Annotated in this window: 16 protein-coding genes and 1 pseudogene; 16 read left to right on the top strand and 1 reads right to left on the bottom strand. The window is 63.9% G+C overall.

The genetic code is table 11. The annotated features are described in order from the left end of the window. Positions 1-5 precede the first annotated feature (5 nt). The 12 genes and pseudogenes from YUU_RS0125400 to YUU_RS62390 all read left to right on the top strand — a co-directional run bounded on the left by YUU_RS0125400 (position 6) and on the right by YUU_RS62390 (position 13,202). Positions 6-992 (top strand): DUF58 domain-containing protein, encoded by a 987-nt coding sequence (locus tag YUU_RS0125400; RefSeq protein WP_027524904.1) that lies wholly within the window; start codon positions 6-8, stop codon positions 990-992. Beyond that, positions 985-1,476 (top strand): DUF4381 domain-containing protein, encoded by a 492-nt coding sequence (locus YUU_RS0125395; protein ID WP_027524903.1) that lies wholly within the window; start codon positions 985-987, stop codon positions 1,474-1,476. The genes YUU_RS0125400 and YUU_RS0125395 overlap by 8 nt, the downstream gene beginning before the upstream one ends. Then, positions 1,469-2,467, top strand: a complete 999-nt coding sequence (locus YUU_RS0125390) for a VWA domain-containing protein (protein ID WP_027524902.1) — start codon at positions 1,469-1,471, stop codon at positions 2,465-2,467. The genes YUU_RS0125395 and YUU_RS0125390 overlap by 8 nt, the downstream gene beginning before the upstream one ends. Beyond that, positions 2,460-3,983, top strand: coding sequence for a VWA domain-containing protein (locus YUU_RS0125385; protein WP_027524901.1), 1,524 nt, complete (start codon positions 2,460-2,462; stop codon positions 3,981-3,983). The genes YUU_RS0125390 and YUU_RS0125385 overlap by 8 nt, the downstream gene beginning before the upstream one ends. Continuing rightward, positions 3,980-5,380: a BatD family protein gene (locus YUU_RS0125380; RefSeq protein ID WP_027524900.1), complete on the top strand. Its 1,401-nt coding sequence runs from the start codon at positions 3,980-3,982 to the stop codon at positions 5,378-5,380. The genes YUU_RS0125385 and YUU_RS0125380 overlap by 4 nt, the downstream gene beginning before the upstream one ends. Before the next feature lie 93 nt (positions 5,381-5,473). Further along, complete coding sequence (locus YUU_RS0125375) at positions 5,474-7,159, top strand: arylsulfatase (RefSeq protein ID WP_027524899.1); 1,686 nt, start codon at positions 5,474-5,476, stop codon at positions 7,157-7,159. Positions 7,160-7,353: 194 nt separating this feature from the next. Beyond that, positions 7,354-7,593, top strand: a complete 240-nt coding sequence (locus tag YUU_RS0125370; RefSeq protein ID WP_014495358.1) for a DUF3302 domain-containing protein — start codon at positions 7,354-7,356, stop codon at positions 7,591-7,593. Next, complete coding sequence (locus YUU_RS0125365) at positions 7,593-8,534, top strand: HlyD family secretion protein (RefSeq protein ID WP_027524898.1); 942 nt, start codon at positions 7,593-7,595, stop codon at positions 8,532-8,534. Before YUU_RS0125370 ends, YUU_RS0125365 begins: the two co-directional genes overlap by 1 nt. Positions 8,535-8,545: 11 nt before the next feature. Beyond that, a complete protein-coding gene (locus tag YUU_RS0125360) occupies positions 8,546-9,973 on the top strand; it encodes a DUF1254 domain-containing protein (protein WP_027524897.1) in 1,428 nt (475 codons plus the stop codon). 60 nt (positions 9,974-10,033) lie between these two features. Beyond that, positions 10,034-11,050: a transporter gene (locus YUU_RS0125355; protein WP_027524896.1), complete on the top strand. Its 1,017-nt coding sequence runs from the start codon at positions 10,034-10,036 to the stop codon at positions 11,048-11,050. Positions 11,051-11,128: 78 nt separating this feature from the next. Then, positions 11,129-12,598 (top strand): annotated as a pseudogene (locus YUU_RS51765) (cache domain-containing protein); the annotation flags it as partial. A gap of 22 nt (positions 12,599-12,620) precedes the next feature. Beyond that, positions 12,621-13,202 (top strand): adenylate/guanylate cyclase domain-containing protein, encoded by a 582-nt coding sequence (locus YUU_RS62390; protein ID WP_256375300.1) that lies wholly within the window; start codon positions 12,621-12,623, stop codon positions 13,200-13,202. Here YUU_RS62390 and YUU_RS51760 read toward each other — a convergent pair. Next, positions 13,145-13,894 (bottom strand): AraC family transcriptional regulator, encoded by a 750-nt coding sequence (locus YUU_RS51760; protein ID WP_051389898.1) that lies wholly within the window; start codon positions 13,892-13,894, stop codon positions 13,145-13,147. The genes YUU_RS62390 and YUU_RS51760 overlap by 58 nt on opposite strands. Positions 13,895-14,153: 259 nt before the next feature. Here YUU_RS51760 and YUU_RS0125335 point away from each other — a divergent pair, with 259 nt between their 5' ends. The 4 genes from YUU_RS0125335 to YUU_RS0125320 all read left to right on the top strand — a co-directional run bounded on the left by YUU_RS0125335 (position 14,154) and on the right by YUU_RS0125320 (position 19,195). Continuing rightward, positions 14,154-14,609, top strand: coding sequence for a hypothetical protein (locus YUU_RS0125335; protein WP_027524895.1), 456 nt, complete (start codon positions 14,154-14,156; stop codon positions 14,607-14,609). A gap of 270 nt (positions 14,610-14,879) precedes the next feature. Beyond that, complete coding sequence (locus YUU_RS0125330) at positions 14,880-15,905, top strand: ABC transporter permease (protein ID WP_245288096.1); 1,026 nt, start codon at positions 14,880-14,882, stop codon at positions 15,903-15,905. A gap of 62 nt (positions 15,906-15,967) precedes the next feature. Further along, positions 15,968-16,990 carry a sugar ABC transporter substrate-binding protein gene (locus YUU_RS0125325; protein WP_027524893.1) on the top strand — a complete coding sequence of 341 codons (1,023 nt, stop codon included), beginning with the start codon at positions 15,968-15,970 and terminating at the stop codon, positions 16,988-16,990. Between the two features lie 57 nt (positions 16,991-17,047). Beyond that, complete coding sequence (locus tag YUU_RS0125320; RefSeq protein WP_051389897.1) at positions 17,048-19,195, top strand: SMP-30/gluconolactonase/LRE family protein; 2,148 nt, start codon at positions 17,048-17,050, stop codon at positions 19,193-19,195. The last annotated feature ends 1 nt before the right edge of the window (position 19,196 follow it).

The raw sequence follows: 19,196 nt of genomic DNA, 5'->3' as shown, positions 1-19,196 counted from the left end.
CCAGCATGACCGGGACATCAGCAAAAACGCCAGGTGTCTATGTCGGTCTCGACGATCTGATCGCGCTCGAATATCGCGGACGCAAGATCTCGTTCCTGCCGCGCCAGCCGGTGCACAGCCTGCTCTCGGGCCGCTTCGCCTCGCGCATGCGCGGTCGCGGCCTGAACTTCGAAGAGATCAGGGATTATCGCGCCGGCGACGACGTCCGCTCGATTGACTGGAAGGTGACGGCGCGGCTGCGCAAGCCGCATATCCGCGTCTTCAACGAGGAGCGTGACCGGCAGACCATTCTCGTGGTCGACCAGCGCTTGTCGATGTTCTTCGGCAGCCGGCGCGCCATGAAATCGGTGACGGCGGCAGAGGCCGCGGCGATCGGGGCATGGCGGGTGCTCGGCGTCGGTGATCGCGTCGGCGCCGTCGTGTTCGGCGATCGTGATCTCGTCGAGGTAAGGGCACGGCGCAGCCGGGCGACCGTGCTTCAGATCCTGGCTGCCATCGTCACGTACAACGAGGCGCTCGGCGTCGGGCGCGGCCTGGTCTCCGCTCCGGCCATGCTCAACACTGCGCTCGATCATGCGAGGCGCCGGGCACCACATGATGCCGCCGTGGTCATCATCAGCGATTTCGACGGCGCGGACGATGCCACGCGCGAGATGGTCGCCGCCATGGCCCGGCACAACGACGTGATCGCCGCGCTGGTCCATGACCCCCTGCAAAGCGACTTGCCGCCTTCAGCCAGCATGACCGTGACCGATGGCGAATTGCAGATCCGGCTCGAAGTTGGACGCCACAGCGTCCGCCAGAGCGTATCGCAGGCCACGCAGGAGCGGCTGAAAGGCATCTTTTCCTGGACGCACGAACTCGGGGTACCCGTGTTGCCGCTCAGCGCCTCAGAGGATACCGCTGGCCAGGTTCGTCGTCTTCTTGGCGGCTTGTCGGCCCATCACGGCGCAGGCGCCGGCCACAATCGGACGGAGGCGGCGCTTGGCTGAAGCTCCATCCACGACAGCCGATCCCGTTGCCGGCCTGATCGACTTTCCGCTGCCGCGTGAGGTGAGCCTCTGGCCGCAGACCTGGGAGGCGCGGCTCGCAATTGTCCTGCTGCTCGCCGCCATCGTCGCGGGCGTGTGGCGCTTTGTGCATCTGCGCCGCGTCAACCGCTACCGACGGGAAGCGCTCGCGGAGCTCGATCGGATCGAGCACGCCCGCAATTCGGGAGCGTCGGAGCTGCTGTCGAAACTGACCGTGCTGGTGCGGCGAACCGCGCTCGCCGCCTTTCCGCGCGAGCAGGTGGCACCTCTGGTCGGGCCGGCCTGGCTCTCGTTCCTCGATCGCAGTTATGGCGGCGAGGAATTCTCCGACGGGGTGGGCCGCCTCCTCGCGAGCGGGCCTTATCGGCAGAGTCCGCCGGACGATGCCGAACTGCGATCGCTGCTCCGTCTGGTCCGCCACTGGATCGGGGGCCACCATGCTTGAATTCGCCTGGCCATGGCTGCTCGCGCTGTTGCCGCTGCCAATCCTAATGTGGTGGCTGTTGCCGCCATACCGGGCGCGGCAAGCCTCTGTTCAGGTGCCTTTCTTCGAGAGGCTGGCGGCTGCGACCGGACAGACGCCGCAGCGGGGCGCTGTCGTGCTGGAACGCCGCGCGGTGCAGATGATCGTGGCGGCGGTAATCTGGACGCTGCTTGTTGTGGCACTGGCGCGGCCGCAATGGGTCGGCGATCCCGTGACACGCGATGTCTCCGCGCGCGATCTGATCCTTGCCATCGACATATCCGGGTCGATGGATCAGCGCGACTTCAAGACGTCCGACGGCACGACGCTCACGCGGCTCGACGGGGTCAAGCGCGTCATCAAGGATTTCATCGCGCGCCGCAAAGGCGACCGCATCGCGCTGATTCTGTTCGGCACCAAAGCCTATGTGCAGGTTCCGTTCACGCAGGACCTTCAGACGGCGCAGCAACTGCTCGACCAGAGCGCGGTCGGCATGGCCGGCCAGCAGACGGCGATCGGCGACACCATCGGGCTTGCCATCAAGACGTTAGCGGCCAGCACGGCGAAGCAAAAGCTGCTGGTCCTCCTGACCGACGGCAACGACACGGCGAGCCGGGTGCCGCCCGAACACGCCGCCGACATCGCCCGCCAGAATGACGTTACGGTCTACACGATCGGCGTCGGCGATCCCGCGGCCTCGGGCGAGAACCGCGTGGACCTCAGCGTTCTCCAATCTGTCGCGGCCACGACGGGTGGTCACTTCTTCCGCGCCGAGGACGGCGCACAGTTGCAGGCGATCTATGCCGACATCGACCGCCTCGCGCCGGCAAAGCTTCAGACCCAATCGTGGCGGCCGAAGCTGCCGTTGTTTCAGTGGCCGCTGGGAGGCGCGGTGATGCTTGGACTGCTCCTGTGGATCGCGCTTCTCCTCGGCAGCGAATGGCGCCGGATCAGGACCTCCAGCCATGCATGACGTTGCCGCAATCTCCTTCCACCTCTTGCGTCCGCTCTGGCTGCTCGCGCTGATCCCGCTCGCCATCGTGTTCGCGGTGCTGCTGCGGCGGCAGAATGTGCGCGCACAATGGGGAAATGTGATCGCGCCGCACCTCCTGACGCATCTTATCGTGCGGCCGCAGCAGGGGCGCCACATCAATCCGCTCTATCTCGTTGCGGCGGCCCTGATGCTCGGCATCATCGCGCTGTCCGGCCCGACCTGGCGGCGCGAGCTGCCGCCCTTCGTCGAGGACAAGGCGCCGCTGATGGTCGCGCTCGCCGTCGATTCCTCGATGGGCGCGACCGACGTCGCGCCGTCGCGACTCGAACGCGCCAAGCAGAAGATCAGTGATCTCCTCGCAGCCCGTGCCGGCGCCCGCACCGGGCTCATCGCTTACGCCGGGACCGCGCATCTGGTGATGCCGCTGACCGATGACCGTTCCGTCATCGCGCCGTTCCTGGCCGCGCTTGCGCCGGGATTGATGCCGGCGGATGGCAAGAACGTCGCGCGCGCGATCGCCCTGGCGGCGGAATCACTCGCGACCGAGCCGGTCGCCGGCACCATCCTCCTGGTCGCAGATGATCTCGGGACCGTGGATGCGGCCACGGTCCGGCAAGCGGCCGGGCGGAACAATCTCGTCGTGTTGGCGGTGAACGCGGACACACCATCGCTGCCGGCCGGCACGGATGTCGTGCAGGTCAGTGTCGACGGCTCGGACGTCGTGCGACTGGAGCGCCGGATCGAAACACGCTTCCAGGCCGCGCAAGGTGATGCGTTCGGCACACGATGGCAGGATGAAGGCTACTGGCTCTTGCTGCCGCTCGCATTCCTCAGCGTGATCTGGTTCCGGCGCGGCACGACGGTCGCCTGGGCGCTTGCCCTGATCATCGTGATGCATGCGCAGTCCGCGAGGGCGGAAGAGACCCATCGTTTCGTCAATCTGTGGCTGACGCCGGATCAGCAGGGGCGGCTTGCGTTTGACCGTGGTGACTATGCCGCCGCGAAGAATCTGTTCGCCGATCCGATGTGGCGCGGCATCTCGGCCTATCGTGCGTACGACTTTCTCGCCGCTGCCGAGGAATTTTCGCGCGTTGAGACGCTGGAGGGCAAATTCGCGCTCGGCAATTCGCAGGCGCAGAACCACGCCTATGAAAAGGCTCTCAAGGCCTATGACGACGTGCTGAAGGAGCAGCCCGGCAATGCCGCCGCAAAGACCAACCGCGCCATCGTCCAGTCTGCGCTGGATGCGCAAGAAGCGAAACGCCGCAAGCAGGAGCAGGACGACAGTGCACCGCCGGACGAGAAGGCCGACGAGATGAAAGTCGATCCCAAGCAGAAGGGCGGCAAGAAGATCACGGTCACGCCGGAGGACGTCACCACCTCCGGCGCAGCCGAAGCCTGGATGCGTCAGGTCCAGACCTCGCCTGCGGATTTCCTCAAGCTGAAATTCGCGATCCAGGCGGCCGCTCCGGAACAGGGGAGGGCGTCGCGGTGAGAGGTTGGATCGGCTCCATCGCCCTGCTGCTCGCGGCCGTGCTCCCGTCGCAAGATGACCGCGCGCAGCAGGCGGCTGCGCCCGAGCCGATCGTGCAGGTGACGATCGATCCGCCGCGCGTCGTGGTGGGACAGCAGACCACGCTTGCGATCTCGACCATGGCGCCGAACTACATGACATCGCCGCCCGAACTGCCCGGCTTCCAGGTCCGCAACGCAGTGACCCGGCAACTGCAAAGCGTCAACACCAGCGATCAGCGGGACGGTGTGTCCTACGCCGGTGTGCGCTTCGAATACGCCATCTCGCCGCAGGAGCCGGGCTCGTACGCCGTCGCCGACCAGAGCGTGAAGATCAAATATGCCGCCGAGCCGCCGGCTACGCGCGAGGTGACCATCGCGCTGCCGCGCGTGTCGTTCGAAGCGTTCATTCCGGACGCGGCGGGCCCGCTTCAGCCGTTCGTATCGGCGAGCAGCCTGACCGCGGAACAGGAGATCCAGCGTTCGTCGGTTGAGCTCAAGGCCGGCGACGCCGTCATCCGAACAGTGACGATCAAGGCGGAGGGTACGCCTGCGATGCTGCTGCCTCCTCAGCAATTCCTTGCCGTCGATGGACTGCCGCTCTATCCGGCGCAGCCGAAGCTCGAGGACAGGATTGACGGACGAACCGACGTCATGACGTCGACCCGCGTCGATTCGGCGACATACATGCTGGAACGGGCGGGCGAATATTCGCTGCCCGCAATCGAGATCGGCTGGTGGAGCACCGCGAACCGCAAGGTTGAACGGATCCACCTCGATGCGGTGCCTCTCGCGGTTGCCGCCAGCGCCGGGGCCATGAGCCAGATGCCCATCGATCGATCGGGGCGGGCATGGACATGGTCCGGCATCCGCGACCTCGTCGCGGATCACTGGCTGATCGCGTTGCTCGCAGCTGTTATCGCTGCAGGCCTTGGCCTGGTCGCGCCGCGCGTGATCAGGCGCATCGCCGCCGACCATCGCCGCCGCCACGAGGCCTATCGCCGGTCGGAGATCTTCGCCTTCAATCGGCTCCGCCGCGCGATCCGCCATCGCGACGCAAGAGCATCGTATTTCACGCTGCTTGAGTGGCTGCCGCACCTCAATGCGACGCCGCCTTCGAACACGGCTGGAGCCTTTAAGGCGGTCGCAGGCGATCCGGTGCTGGACCATCAGATCGGCGCGCTCGAGAGCGCGCTGTTCGCAAATAGGCGCGATCCGGCCTCCTGGTCTCCTCGCCAATTGCTGCACCACGTCGCCGCCGCCCGCCGCAGCCTGCGCCCGCGCGCCAGGCGCTGCGACACGACGGGTCTACCCCAACATCTGAATCCGGTCGGGACTACGAACGTTGCTGCGTATGGCAGCAAAAAGCCCGCCAGATGAGCGAAGCACAAGGAGAGCACTCAGACGGAACGGACGATCATCATTCGGTATCAACAGCGCCAACCATAATCGAATAAGATCAAGGAGCGTCGAATGACCAGTGAGACGAAGAAGCAGGATAATGCCGTTGCCGATTCCACCTGTAGCGACAATTCAGCAATTCATCGCCGGGCCGTGCTGCTCGGCACATCGTCGATCGTCGCAGCGGCGGCGCTGACATCGCAGGCGCTCGCGCAAGCCCAGAAGGCCGCGCCGGCCCAGGCACCGGCGGCGCCCGCCGGCGACCGCAAGCCCAATATCCTCGTTATCTTCGGCGACGACATCGGCATTCCCCAGATCAGCGCCTACACCATGGGCATGATGGGATACCGCACGCCAAACATCGACCGCATCGCGCGCGAAGGAGCCATCTTCACCGATTCATACGGCCAGCAGAGTTGCACGGCCGGCCGCGCCTCCTTCATTCTCGGTCAGGAGCCGTTCCGGACCGGCCTGCTCACGATCGGCATGCCCGGTGATCCCCACGGCATCCAGGACTGGATGCCGACGATCGCCGATGTCATGAAGACGCAGGGCTACGCCACCGGCCAATTCGGCAAGAACCACCTCGGCGATCGCGACGAGCATCTGCCGACGAAGCACGGCTTCAACGAATTTTTCGGCAATCTCTATCACCTCAATGCGGAGGAAGAGCCGGAAGGCTATTTCTATCCGAAGGACCCGAATTTCCGGAAGCAATATGGCCCGCGCGGCGTCCTCAAGGCGTCGGCCGACGGCAAGATCGAGGACACCGGTCCCCTGAACACGGCGCGCATGCCGACGGTGGACGAGGAGTTTCTCGGCGGCGCCAAGGACTTCATTGGGCGTCAGGCCAGGGCAAACAGGCCATTCTTTTGCTGGTTCAACTCGACCCGGATGCACGTCTTCACCCATTTGAAGCCGTCGTCGCTTGGCAAGACCGGCAAAGGCATGCACGCCGACGGCATGGTCGAACACGATGGAATGGTGGGCGAACTGCTTCAGCAGCTCGACGATCTCGGCATCGCCGACAACACGATCGTTCTCTACACCACGGACAACGGCGCCGAGCTCGCGTTGTGGCCTGATGGCGCCCAGACGCCCTTCCACGGCGAGAAGGGCACGACATGGGAAGGCGGCATGCGCATTCCGATGATGGTGCGCTGGCCGGGCGTCGTGAAGCCCGGCACGCAATACAACGAGATCATCTCGCTGATCGATTGGTTCCCGACGCTCTGCGCTGCTGCCGGCATTCCCGACATCAAGGAGAAGATGAAGACCGGTTTTGCCGGCGCAGGCGGCAAGAGTTTTCGGGTTCACCTCGACGGCTACAACTTCATGCCGTTCTTCAAGGGAGACGCGAAGGAGCCGCCGCGTGATGCGATCTACTACTTCGATCAGGGCGGCAATCTCAATGCGATCAGGTGGAATGACTGGAAGCTGAGCTTCGCGACAGCGTCCAAGGGCAACATCGCAACCGCGACCCGCGAAGTCCCGGCATGGTCGCTGATCGCAAACCTGCGCATGGACCCCTACGAGCGGGGCATGGAGGAGGGAGGCGGAGCGATCGACTTCCTTGCACGGAACATGTGGCTGATCGTGCCCGTGCAAGGCAAGATCAAGGAGTTCTTCTCCGACTTCGACCAGTTCCCATACCAGGAAGGCAGCTCGCTGAACGCAAGCGGCATCAATTACGGCCTGCTCCGGCAACAGGCCGCCCTGAAGCGGCTCAACGAGCTCGAGCGCATGAAGCCACAATAGTGCGCAGGCGACGGGAAGGACGGGTGCGATGTTGGTTCGGTTCGGCAGGCAACAATCGGACGAGCAAGAAGAGGTGCGACAATGTCGGATCATACGCCCGCATGTGCTGGTACTGTACCAATCCGTCCCGGACGCAGGGCTTCTGGAACTATTGCCAATAGTGGCGGCGCTCCGATGAAAGCGAGGCGACCGCCATGAGCGGCTACGACATCTTCGCCTGGATCGTGCTGGTGATCCTTCTTGCCAGCGCGATCGGCGTGGTCTGCATCGCCGGCTGGCTGCCGGGCCACATCGCCAAATCGCGCAACCATCCTCATGCGCAGGCCGTGACGGTCGCCGGCTGGATCACGCTGTTCTTCGGCTTCGCGCTGTGGCCGATCGCGTTGATCTGGGCCTATCTCGACGTGCCGGCGCGCAAGGCGGGAGATGCGTGATGGCGATCGCGATCCTTAATACTTATCTCGTGCTGCTCTTCCTGCTGGTGCACTTCAAGATCGTACGCTTCAACCTGTTCTGGAAAGCGTCGCCTGCGATCGTGATGGTGCTCGTGCTGTTAGGGTTGCTCATCCCGATGGGGTGGGGCGCGCCGCAGGGCGACGCGCTTGTCGTGCGCAATGCGGTGTCGATCGTACCGGATGTGGCGGGCGAGGTGACGGATGTCCCGGTCGTCGCTAACGTACCGCTCAAATCCGGCGACGTCCTGTTCAAGATCGACCCGACGCCGTACGCGGCGCAAGTCAAGGCGATCGACGCGCAGTTCAAGCTCGCCAAAACGCGCCTCGGCCAGATGACGCAGCTCTACGAGCGCGACGCCGGCCGCGGTTTCGACGTCGAGCAACGCCAGTCCGAGGTCGATCAGCTCTCCGGCCAGCTCGAGGCCGCGCAGTGGAATCTCGACAAGACCGTCGTGCGGGCACCGACCGACGGCTACGTCACCAATCTCGCGCTGCGCAAGGGCGCGCGCGTCGCCAATCTGCCGCTGTCGCCGGTGATGGCCTTCATCGACACCTCCAACACCATCATCGGCGTCCAGATCAACCAGATCGACGCGCGCTATGTCGCGCCGGGGCAGGAGGTGGAGGCCACCTTCAAATTTGCACCCGGGAGGATTTTTCCTGGCAAGGTCGAGAGTGTGCTGCAGGCGATCGCGACCGGACAGGCGCAGACGTCGGGCACGGCCGTCGTGCCAAAGGCGATCGAGGCCGCGCCCTTCATCGTGCGGGTCAGGCTCGACGATGCCGATTTCGCCACGCGCCTGCCGGCCGGCAGCGCCGGCACGGCGGCGATCTACACGGATCGCCTCAAGCCGACCCATGTGGTCCGTCGCGTTATCCTGCGCCAGGTCGCGATCCTGAATTACGTCAATCCGTTCTGAGGGAGTGCAGCATGATGAGAGCCATCATCGGAGCCGTCGGCATCGCACTGATGACCACGAGCGCATACGCGCAAAGCATGTCGCCGGACGAACTCGCGGCGCGCAACATCCAGCGCCGGGCGGTCGAGGCGATGATCTGGGCGATGCCCGCGGTCAACACTGATCTGATGCTCCAGGCAATGCTCGGTAGCACGAAAGCCAAGGTCAACGAGATCGTCTACTGGTCGAGGCCGGTGAACTGGAAGAACCAGACGCTGACGCCCAACCCGGATTCGATCTACTTCATGTCGTTCTGGAACGTGAAGGATGGGCCGATCGTGCTGGAAATCCCGCCGGCACAGGGCGGCTCGATCGCAGGCAACATCGTCACCGCATGGCAGATGCCGCTGGAGGACGCCGGCCCCACGGGCGCCGATCAGGGGCAGGGCGGCAAGTATCTGATCCTGCCGCCCGGTTACAAGGGTGAGGTGCCCTCGGGCTACATCGGGCTTCAATCCGACACCTTCAGCGGCTTTGCGCTGCTGCGCTCCAACCTCGCTAGCCACGCCGACGCCGATATCGCGAAGTCGGTCGCCTATGGCAAGCAGGTGAAGATTTATCCGCTCGCGCAGGCGCAAAACCCGCCGCCGACCAATTTCACCGACGCTTACGATATCCTGTTCGATTCCACGATTCCCTACGATGCGCGCTTCTATCGTAGCCTCGATCGCGTCGTGCAGAACGAGCCTTGGCTCGACCGCGACCGTGCGATGATCGATCAGCTAAGGTCGATCGGCATCGAGAAGGGCAAGCCGTTCAATCCCGATCAGAAGACCGCCGCGATCCTGGACGATGCTGCGCATGAAGCGCACGCGCTGCTGTCGCAGCGCTATGACGCTGGCTTTCCCGTGATTAATCCCGGCATCCGCTGGTTCCCGGCAGCGATGCCCGAGATGGTGAAGGCGGCGCAAGGTGGCTACGCCGATTCCGACAGCTATCCGATCGACGCGCGCGGCGTCACCTACACGCTCGGCTTTACCGGCATCAAGCGGATCGGCACGGCCCAGTTCTACTTGATGGTGGCGAAGGACAGGGATGGGGAGGATTTCGACGGCGCCGCCACCTATCGCCTGACCGTACCGGCGAATGCGCCGGTCAAGCAATACTGGTCGGCAACCGTCTACGACCGCGAGACGCACGCGCTGGTGCGCAACATGCCGAGCGCCAGCCGAGCCTCGATCAGCCCCGACATCCAGAAGAACGCCGACGGCTCCATCGACGTCTATTTCGGCCCGAAGGCACCGGACGGCAAGGAAGCCAACTGGGTGCCCACCGACCCCGCGCGAAAATTCGAGCTGCTGTTCCGCCTCTACGGGCCCGAGAAGCCGCTGTTTGATCACAGCTGGAAGCTACCCGACGTCGAGCGGGTCGTCACCACGATCGGAGGTGCCACGAAGTAGTGGGGTCGCATGGTCGTTTGGAGAGGTTGGGTGAATGATGACAAAATGGGGAAACACGATATGGCGGTACAAATCCGACAGGCTGCGCTGGTGGTAGCGCTCGCAGCGAGCGGCTTCGCGGCTCAGCCCGCTCTTGCCGACTCCGGCGGCGTCAGCTTCTGGCTGCCCGGCATCTTCGGCAGCCTCGCCGCTGTGCCCACGGTGCCGGGGTGGGCCTACTCGACGATCTATCTCCATCTCCAGGGCAATGCCGGGGCGGGGCAAAACTTCGTCACCAGCAACGGCGTGCGCGGCTCGGTCGTCGCCGGCATCAATGCCCATGCCGACGCACTCGTGCAGGGCATCACCTACACCTCGCCGATGCCCGTGCTCGGTGGACAGGCTGCCTTCACCGTGCTCACGGCGCCCGGAAATGTCGGCGTCGGCATTGACGCTTCGTTGACCGGGCCGAGGGGAAATACCATCTCGGGGACTGCGAGCGACAATCGCACGACGCTGACCGACGTGTTCTATCAGGGGAGCTTGAAATGGAATCAAGGTGTCCACAATGAGATGGTCTACGTCACCGGCAATATCCCGAGCGGCACTTACGATCCCATCCGCCTGGCCAATTTGAGCTTCGGCTTTCCGGCTGTCGATGCGGGCGCCGGCTACACCTATCTCGACCTGAAGACCGGGCACGAGTTCTCGGTCGTCGGCGGGCTCACCTACAGCTTCATGAATCCGTTCCTTCAGTACCAGAACGGCATCGACTTCCACGTCGAGTGGGCGGCCTCGCAGTTCATCAGCAAGAACGTGCAGATTGGCGTGGCCGGTTACTTCTTCCAGCAGCTCACCGATGACACCGGTCCGGGCGCGAAGCTCGGCGGCTTCAGAGGGCGGGCGATCGGCCTCGGCCCGCAGATTGGATTTATCATTCCGCTATCTGAAGGCTACCAAGGCTATCTCAACGTCCGTGGCTACAAAGATCTTGACGTCGAGAACCGCACCAACACCTGGACGGCGTGGGTTACCTTTGCCGTGTCGCCGGCGCCGCCAGAGCCAGCGGCGCCGAAGCCGATCGTGCGCAAGTATTAGAGGGAGGGCGCCACGAAGTTTTTCGCGGACCAGTCCACCCGCCCGTTCCGGATCGGCTTCCGGGCCTCGATCATCGCCGTGTTCGTCGCGGTGGTGCTGATCGTCGGCCTCACGCTGGTCTATTTGAGTTTTGCGCGCGTTACCGCGATCACCCGGGCCGCGGCAAGCAGCTTCATTGAGAAGGCGGCCCAGCTCAGCGCCGACCACATCGACGAGAAGTTCAAGACGGTACGGGACAATCTCGGGGTTCTGGCAGGGCTGCCCTCGATCCAGGCAGCAGGCGTCGCGGACAATCCGCGGCTCTACGCCGTGCTGGCGTCCATGCTGCGCAACAATCCGCAGCTCTTCAATCTCTATGTCGGCTATGATGAGGGATCGTTCCTCGAGATGGACGTCATCGACCGCGCGCGGCCAGCCTTCAGGGAGAGCCTCGCTGTCGACGACAGCGCCGCATTCCGGCTCGTCGTGATCGCACCCGGTGCGCCGTCGCGAACGACCTTTCTCTCCGAAGCTCTGTTCGCGGTGGCCGAACGTGCGGGACCGGCCGACTACGATCCGCGGTTGCGGCCCTGGTACGTCGAGGGCTTGGGAAATAACCAGACGCTCCTCACCGGGCCCTACATCTTCTACGCGACCGGCGAGCCCGGCTATACGCTGCGCATGCCGCTCAGGCAGGGCAGGGCCGGCGTCGTTGCTGCAGACGTGCTGCTCAACCGCTTCGAGGAGATGCTGGCGGAGCAGCGGCTCGGGGAATCCGGATTGACCTTCCTCTTCAATGACGTGGGCCGGATCGTCGGCCATCCCGACATGCGTCGGCTGATGAAGGACAGGTCCGGGCCCGGCAACGATCTGCCGGCGCTGGACGCGATCGGGCTTCCCGGCCTCGTCGAGGCGGTTCACGCATGGCGCGGCGGCGCGCCGGCGCAGCAGTTCTTCGCGGGGCCGGGTGGGCGGACCTACGCCGTGGCGTTTCATCCGATCAAGACCACCGGCGAGGCCGACGTCAGGCTCGCCGTGATGGCGCCGCCCGACGAGTTCTTCTCACGGATCATCGCCGAGCGGCGGGCGCTGTTCGCGCTGGCGATCGCCTTCGTCGGTGCCACTCTGCCGTTTGCGTTCTGGCTGGGGTCTCTGATGGCGCGGCCCCTGCGCAAGCTCGCGCGCGAGACCGACGAGATCCAGCGCTTCGAGATCGCCGAGCGCCCGCGCGTTCACTCGGTTATCACAGAGATCGAAGAGCTCGGCCGCTCGGTATTCACCATGCGCAGCGTGGTGCGCAGCTTCGCGAGCTTCATCCCGCGGCAGATCGTGCGCCAATTGATCCAGTCCGGATCGTCGCTCAGCCTCGGCGGGACGCGGCGTGAGATCACCGTGATGTTCACGGACGTTGCCGATTTCACCGCGAAGACCGAACGCGCCGACCCCTCGCGCGTGATGATCTATACCTCGCGCTATTTCGCGGCGCTGTCGTCGATGATCATGGATCACCACGGCACCATCGACAAGTTCATCGGCGACGCCGTGATGGCGTTCTGGAATGCGCCTGCGGATGATCCAGACCACGTGAGGCATGCCTGCCGGGCCGCTCTTGCCTGCGTCAACCGAGTTGAACGAGACTTTCGCAGCGGAAGGATGGCCGCCTTACGAGACCCGCTTCGGCCTGCACACCGGAGATGCGGTGGTGGGCAATATCGGCTCGTCGGATCGCATGAATTACACCGCGCTCGGCGCCACCATCAATCTTGCGGCGCGGCTGGAGCAGCTCAACAAGAGCTACGGAACGCAAATGCTGGTCAGCGAGGCCGTCAAGGAGCGCGCGGAGTCTGATTTCGTGTTTCGCAAGGTGGACCGGATCAGGCCGAAGGGATTTGCGCAGGCCGTGACGATCTTCGAGCTCAGATGCGAGCGCACAGGCGACGTCGCCGCGGAATTAGCCTTCTGCCAGCGCTGGGATGACATCGACCGGCTTCTGGAAGAGGACCGGCCAACGGCCGTGGCCGACATCGCCGCGCTTCTCCGGCAATATCCGGGCGACGGCGTTGCGCAATTCCACGTCCGCCGGCTCTCCGCCGCCAGCGAATCGACGATGGATCATCAGCCCGAAAGCCGAAGCTCCCGGGGTGACTTGCCCGTCCACCGTCGGCAGGCGTGACTGAAGGAGCTCACCTCCTCGAAACCGAGAAGCCAGGCGATCCTCGAAATCGACATGCCATCTTCATCCAAATAGCGGACGGCCAGGCTCGCCTTGAGTTGCTGCAGGATCTCGGTAAAGGTCACGCCGTCCTCGGCAAGCCTCCGCACCAGCGTCCGCTCGCTCATCCCGAGCTTCCTGGCGACAACACTCGCCTTGGCTTGGCCGTGCGGAAGCAAGGGAGAGATCGTATTCTCGACGGTGGTGCGGAACCTGCCGGCGTTGGGCGTGCGGGAAGTCAGGCTCTCTTCGCAGGTCTTGAGCAGGATTTTGTTGAGTCGCGCGTCGGCATTGACCAGTGTCCACTCCGCCGAGCCGGCCGGGAAATCGATCTCATCGACCTCGCTGCCGAATTCGACGCCTTTCCCGAGAGCCCTGGCAAACTTCGCGGAGCCTCGTGGACGGATGTGGCTGATGGATACGTGTTTGGGAACGAACTTGCGGCCACTCAACGCGCGAGATACGCGAACCACTGCGACGATGCAGAATTCAATCTGCTGCAGGTCGGCGTGGCGTGGAATTCCCGAATAGACCAGGCGCAGTTTGGGTTCGCGCGCCTCCTGATACTGGAGCACGACGGCCTCATTGGTGATGCGGCTGTAGCGGGAGGCGCGCTTCAGCGCATCTCCGAGCGTGCTTATCGCGATGGTCATACGTGACGAGAAGCTCGCGCAAATCGCAATGCAGGACTGACATGTGGAAGCTGGTGGTCACCCGAGATCAAGAGCCGAGGATGGAGAGGCGGTCGTTCCTGGCGGCGCCTCTCGGGGCGCCCCTCGCGGCCGCGATAACCGCAATTTATATGATTTGCTTTCGGAAGTGTTAACCGTCGCGGGACGGCCGCGCGATCGGCCATTGTCGCGCCCTAGACTTGGTAGCAAATACGCGCGACGTTTATTGCGGGTGTTTTCCATGCTGAAAGACGGCAAATACGCTGCATGGTTCAGGACCTCGCATGGTGGCCAGGGGACCGGGATCGTGCATCTTGCGCAGGGCCGGATATCGGGCAGCGACAGCTTCTTCACCTATGGCGGATCCTACCAGGTCGATCAGGATCGCTTCACCGCGGTGCTGACCACCCGCCGCCATACCGACGGCATGCCGACGGTGTTCGGTCCCGACGAGGTCGAGGTCAATTTGTCCGGCATCTGCACGGGCGCGATGGCGACCTGTTCCGGACACGCCAACGAGGCGCCCGAAGTGCTGTTCGAGGCGACGCTGATCTACAGCCAGAACGAGGTGCCGGCGACGGACGCCAAATGCGCGGTCGTCAAGCTCAAGCCGGACAAGCTGCCGAAAGCGATGGACAGCCGTTCGCGCCCGCGTCCGCCACGCGTGCCCGGGCCGTCAAAGAGTCCGCTGACCTGATGCCGCTTTTCGCGGCAACGAGATTGTTGCGTCGTGCAATATGCCGCTTCATGGAAATCCTCATCTTTTGGTTGTGACAATCGCCACTTCGGATTTTACTCGCCGCGAAGAGGGATTTTCATCGCGTCAAATCAAACTAAGTATCAAACGCTGATCATCGACGATGCGATGATCGCGAGAGCGTGATCTGCTCGCATTTGAGAAATATATTTGACGAATACTGGTTGCCGCTCCTACACTCGCAACCAAAATAAGAGTGGGAGGAAACAAATGCGGTGGCCTCTGGCATCGCGCAGTGTTGCTGTACCGGCCACCACCCCTCGCATCGCCTTCAATATCGCCAGGCCCAACCAGGAGCAGATCGTCCTCCTGATCACGATCGTGCTGCTGATCGTGTTTGGCTTCACGCTGAACGGCTTTGCGACCATTTCCAACCTGCTCAATCTGTTGCGAAGCATTTCCATCCTCGGCGTGCTTGGGCTCGGCATGGGGCTGATCGTGATCAGCCGCGGCATCGATCTCAGCGAAGTCGCGACTCTGGCGGGCAGCTGGGCAATCGGGCTGATCGAAATGCAGCGCGGCATGCCGGTCGAGGCCGCTGTCCTGTTGGCGCTTGCGATCGCGCTCCTGATCGGTGTGATCAACGGCGTCATGGTTGCGTTCGTGGAGGCGCCGCCGTTGTTCGTGACGCTTGCCGCGGGCTTCGTCATCTACGGGCTCGCGTTCTGGCTCGCGCCGGCCTGGGTGGTCTATGCGCCGAAGGACGCGCCGGGACTGATGTTCGCTGGCGCCGGACGGTTGTTCGGCATTCCCGTGCCGATCCTGGTGTTCGCCGTCTCCGCGATCGCGATGCACCTGTTCCTGTCGCGCACCTCGATCGGCCGTTTCATCTATGCGCAGGGCGACAACCCTGAAGCGGCGCGGCTGACCGGCATTCCGTTGCGGCCGCTGATCGTCCTCGAATATGCGCTGGTCGCCTTCCTCGCCTGGCTTGCCGGCCTCGTATGGGTCGGCACGACAGGCAGCATGCAGATGGCGATCACGCAGGGCACCATGATCTTCGACGTCGTGCTGGTCGTCGTCATCGGCGGCGTCAGCCTGATCGGTGGGCGTGGCAGCGTGTTCTCCGTCGTGGTCGGCTGCGTCCTGATCGGCACGTTGCTCAACGCCTTCACCATCATGGACGTCAACAGCGAGGTGCAGAACATCATCAAGGGCGTGGTGCTGCTCGCTGCCATCGTGCTCGACAACTTCCTGCATCCGCGGGACGAGGAGACGGCACGGCAAGGTGACTGACGAGGAGTGCCGGTCAACGGCATCCCGTTTCGATAATCAACAAACAGGATGAGGAGGATTCCATGAATAGGAAGTTCTGGACGATCGCGGCGGCAGGTGCGGCCCTTGTTGCGCTGCCGATGCTGGCAGCTGCACAGGAGGAGGGTGGCACCAAAACCGCGCGTGAGCTTCGCGCGTCCTACGACAAGTCGCTGCAAGGGAAGACGGTTGCATACCTGCCGATCGCACTCGGCGTTCCCCTCTCCGATGAATGGGGCCGGGTTGTGCAGGAAGAAGCCGAGTGGCGCGGCATGAAGTTCATCGTCCGCGATCCCAACAACAACCCGTCGGCGATGCAGCAGGCCCTGACCGCGCTGGTCGACCAGAAGCCCGACGTGCTTATCGTGCAGAACCCGAGCGTCACGCTGCTGATGAAGGATCTGAAGCGCGCCGAGAGCCAGGGCACGCATGTCATCCAGATCAACATGTCCTCGAACTACAAGTCCGGTGCCTTCGTCGGTGCCGACTGGCGCGAGATCGGCAAGATGCTTGCGACCGAAGTGGTCAAGGCCTGCGGCACCGGGTCCGGCAAGTCCGGCAAGGTGCAGATCGTGCAGGGTGAGCTGACGGCGGCGGCCAGCGTCGACCAGGTCGGCGGCATCATGGAGGTCCTGAACAAGGATACCAACATCAAGGTGGTCTCGAACCAGGCCGCAAACTGGGACGCCAACACCGCGCTGAACATCACCGCCACGGTGATCCAGCAGCATCCGGACCTCTGCGCCTCAATCGGCTTCTGGGGCATCATGGAATCCGGAGCCGCGCAAGCGATCCGCAATGCCGGCAAGATCGACGACGTCAAGGTGTTCGCCTCCGGCGAGGGCTCCTCGCTCGACTGCGATCAGGTCAACTCCGGCAATTTCTACAAATTCCTCAGCTACAAGGCGACAGAGCAGGGCCACGACCTGATGTTCGCCGCCGAGACGCTGCTGATGCTCGGCGATAAGCCCGGCACGCGCAACCTCGAGTTCTACACGCGGCCGGTCTGGCTCGATAAGACCAATGCTTCCGGCGCTAACTGCTTCGCACTTCCCAAGAAGAGCTGATCTGAACGTTGGCCGGCGTGCACTGCTGCACGCCGGCTGCTTGGGAGTGCCAGGATCATGTCGACGATCGAAGCGTTTGCAGAGTCCCTTACAATGTCGGCGCGGCGGTTCTCACCCCGCCTGCTGCTGTCCGAACTCTTGCTGAAGCAATGGTTCGAGCCGGTCGTGCCGTTCACGGTGATGATCGGCCTGTGGCTCTATTTCGCGCTCACGATCCCGGATTACGCATCGGTGCAGAACACGTTGTCGCTGCTCCGGCTGTTCGCCGAGTTCGGCTTCGTGGCGCTCGCGATGGGATTTTGCCTGATCAGCGGCGGCATCGACCTGTCGGTCGGCGCGATCTTCGCCCTCTGCAATTTCGCCGCGCTGTTCTTCCTCTTGGTGATGGAATGGCCGGTCGGCCTCGTCGTTGTGGCGACGCTTCTGGTCGGCGCCGCGCTCGGCAGCATCAACGGTTTCCTGATCGGCTTTCTGAAGACGCGGCCGTTCCTGACCACGCTGGTGACGCTGATCATCCTGCGCGCCTCGGTCAATTTGCTCAACACCGGCTACGCGCAGGTGTTCGCGACCAATTCGGTGGACAGCGATGCCTGGGATTTCATCGGCACCGGCAGCGTGCTCGGCATTCCCGTCAATGCGGCGACGCTATTCGTCGTGCTGCTCGTCTGTCACATCTTCCTGTCGCGCTCGCGCTATGGCTGGCACCTGACGGCGATCGGCGCGAGCCGCAAGGCCGCGCGGCACGCCGGCATCCGCGTTCGCCTCATGCTGTTCCTGACCTACGTGCTGTCGGGCGCGCTGTGCGCGGCGAGCGGCATCTTTTATGCCGCACGGCAGGCCAGCACGGATTCCACGACCGGCGTTGGCTGGGAATTCCAGGCTCTGACCGCGGTCGTGCTCGGCGGCATCTCGCTCGCCGGCGGCAAGGGCACGGTGTGGCGGGCGATGATCGGGGCGTTGATCATCTTCCTCCTGATCAACGGCCTCGTGCGGATGGGCATCCCCGGCTACGTCACCTCGGCGGTGACGGGCATGATCCTGCTCGCCGCCGTCGGCATCGATGTCAAATGGTCGAAGAACCGCGGCAAGGCGATCCAGAAGATCTACGTGAACCCAGCCTATGTGGCGTTGGCGCCGGCGCCCTCGGTGCAGCCGGGCGCGGCCTCGCCCTATGCCCAGAACGATCGGCTGATCCGTGCGCAGGCGATCGGGCTCGACCGGGTCGAGGGGCCGGAAGACGTCATCCTCGACCGCCAGGGCCGGGTCTACGGCTCGACCCGCGACGGCAATGTGATCCGCTTCTCGGGTGAGAACTTCGAGACGCGCGAGGTGTTCGCCCATATCGGCGGCCGGCCGCTCGGCATGCAGTTCGACCGCGACGAAAATCTGATCGTCGCGGTGGCAGGCATGGGCGTCTACGGCATCGCGCCAGACCAGCGCGTGTTCAAGGTCACCGACGAGACCAACCGCACCTGGTACAAGCTCAACGACGACTCCCGCCTGCGCATGGCCGATGATCTCGACATCGCGCCCGACGGCAAGATCTATTTCAGCGACTGCACCACGCGCTACGAGATGACGACCAACACGCTCGACATCCTCGAAGCACGGCCCAACGGCCGCGTGGTCTGCTACGATCCCGCGACCAGGACGACGCGCACGATCATCAACCACTTCTATTTCCCGAATGGCGTTTGCGTCTCGCATGACGGCAAGTCTGTGCTGATCGCGAGCACCTCGCTCTGCAAGGTCTTCCGCTACTGGATCGAAGGACCGAAGAAGGGCAAGACCGAAGTCCTGATCGATGAGCTGCCAGGCAACCCCGACAACATCAATCGCGCCTCCGACGGCACCTACTGGCTGGCTCTGGTCGGTATCCGGACGCCGACCTTCGATCTCTCCGTGCGCAAGCCTGGCTTCCGGCTGCGCATGGTCAAGCAGGTCCCAGCTGACGAGTGGCTCGCGCCGGCGCTGAACCATGGCTGCGTGCTGAAGTTCAACGAGCAGGGTGAGGCGCTGGAATCCTGGTGGGATCCGACCGGCATCTCGCATTCGACGCTGACCTCGATGCGCGAGCACAAGGGCTATCTCTATCTCGGCGGGCTCGAGAACAACCGCATCGGCCGCATCAAGCTCGATGGCGTCGACGAGAGCTGGACCGGCTATGACGCCTATTGGGGCGACAAGAGCAGGGTGGCGAGGTAGG

Source organism: Bradyrhizobium sp. Ec3.3 (assembly GCF_000472925.1).
Taxonomy (GTDB): domain Bacteria; phylum Pseudomonadota; class Alphaproteobacteria; order Rhizobiales; family Xanthobacteraceae; genus Bradyrhizobium.
Note: the sequence above shows the minus strand (reverse complement) of the source record. Positions and strands in the feature narration are given on the sequence as shown.